This window comes from Micromonospora sp. NPDC023633 (genome assembly GCF_040640035.1).
Taxonomy (GTDB): Bacteria; Actinomycetota; Actinomycetes; order Mycobacteriales; family Micromonosporaceae; genus Micromonospora.
Genome location: NZ_JBFABB010000287.1, coordinates 1 through 1,185 on the forward strand (window position 1 = coordinate 1; position 1,185 = coordinate 1,185).

At 71.5% G+C, this 1,185-nt stretch carries 1 protein-coding gene; it reads left to right on the forward strand.

What is annotated here, in order from left to right; translation table 11 throughout:
* Positions 1–1,185, forward strand: a 1,185-nt coding sequence (locus AB0G13_RS34770; RefSeq protein WP_357883963.1) for a type I polyketide synthase, incomplete at both ends; no start/stop codon positions are given.

Genomic DNA, 1,185 nt, shown 5'->3' on the forward strand with positions numbered 1-1,185 from the left:
CGGCCTGTTCGTCGTCGTTGGTGGCGCTGCACTCGGCGATCCAGTCGCTGCGGCTGGGTGAGTGTTCGCTGGCGGTGGCCGGTGGTGTCACGGTGATGTCGTCGCTCGGGATCTTTGAGGAGTTCTCCAAGCAGGGGGCCTTGTCGGCGGACGGGCGGTGCCGGGCGTTCTCCTCGGCGGCCGACGGTTTCGGGCTGGGTGAGGGCGTCGGGGTGCTGCTGGTGGAGCGGTTGTCGGACGCGCGTCGTCATGGGCATCAGGTGTTGGCGGTGGTACGCGGGTCAGCGGTGAATCAGGATGGCGCGAGTAATGGTCTGACGGCGCCGAATGGTCCGTCGCAGCAGCGGGTGATCCGGGCGGCGCTCGCCTCGGCGGGTGTGCCGGCGTCGAGCGTGGATGTGGTTGATGCGCACGGGACCGGGACTCGGCTGGGTGATCCGATCGAGGCGCAGGCGTTGCTCGCCGTGTATGGGCAGGACCGCGACCGGGCGTTGCTGTTGGGGTCGGTGAAGTCGAACATCGGGCACACGCAGGCCGCCGCGGGTGTGGCTGGGGTGATGAAGATGGTCCTGGCCATGCGGCACGGGGTGGTGCCGGCGACGTTGCATGTGGATGAGCCGACACCGCACGTCGACTGGTCGGCCGGGAACGTCGAGGTCGCATCCGAGCAGCGGCCGTGGCCGGCGGTGGAGGGCCGTCCGCGCCGCGCGGGGGTGTCGTCGTTCGGGGTCAGCGGGACCAACGCCCACGTCGTGCTGGAACAGGTCGCGGCGGAAACCCCGCCGGAGCCTCGTCCGGCGCCGGTGTTGCCGTTCGTGGTGTCGGCCGCCGCGCCGACCGCGCTGACCGACCTGGCCCGCCGGCTGCGGGACTGGGTCCCGGGCCGCGACCGGGCCGCGGTCGCCTCCGGGCTGGCGCTGTCCCGGGCCGCCCTGCGGTATCGGGCGGTGGTCGTGGCCGGTGATGAGGCGGAGCTGATCGCCGGCCTGACCGGCCTCTCCACGGTGGTCGCCGCGCCGGGTCGGCGGGTGGTGATGGTCTTTCCGGGTCAGGGTAGTCAGTGGCTGGGTATGGCGCGGTCGTTGACGGCGGCGTCGCCGGTCTTCGCCGATTCGATGTGTGAGTGCGCCAGGGTGATCGATCCGTTGGTGGGGGATTGGTCGTTGCTGGACGACGGGACCTGGG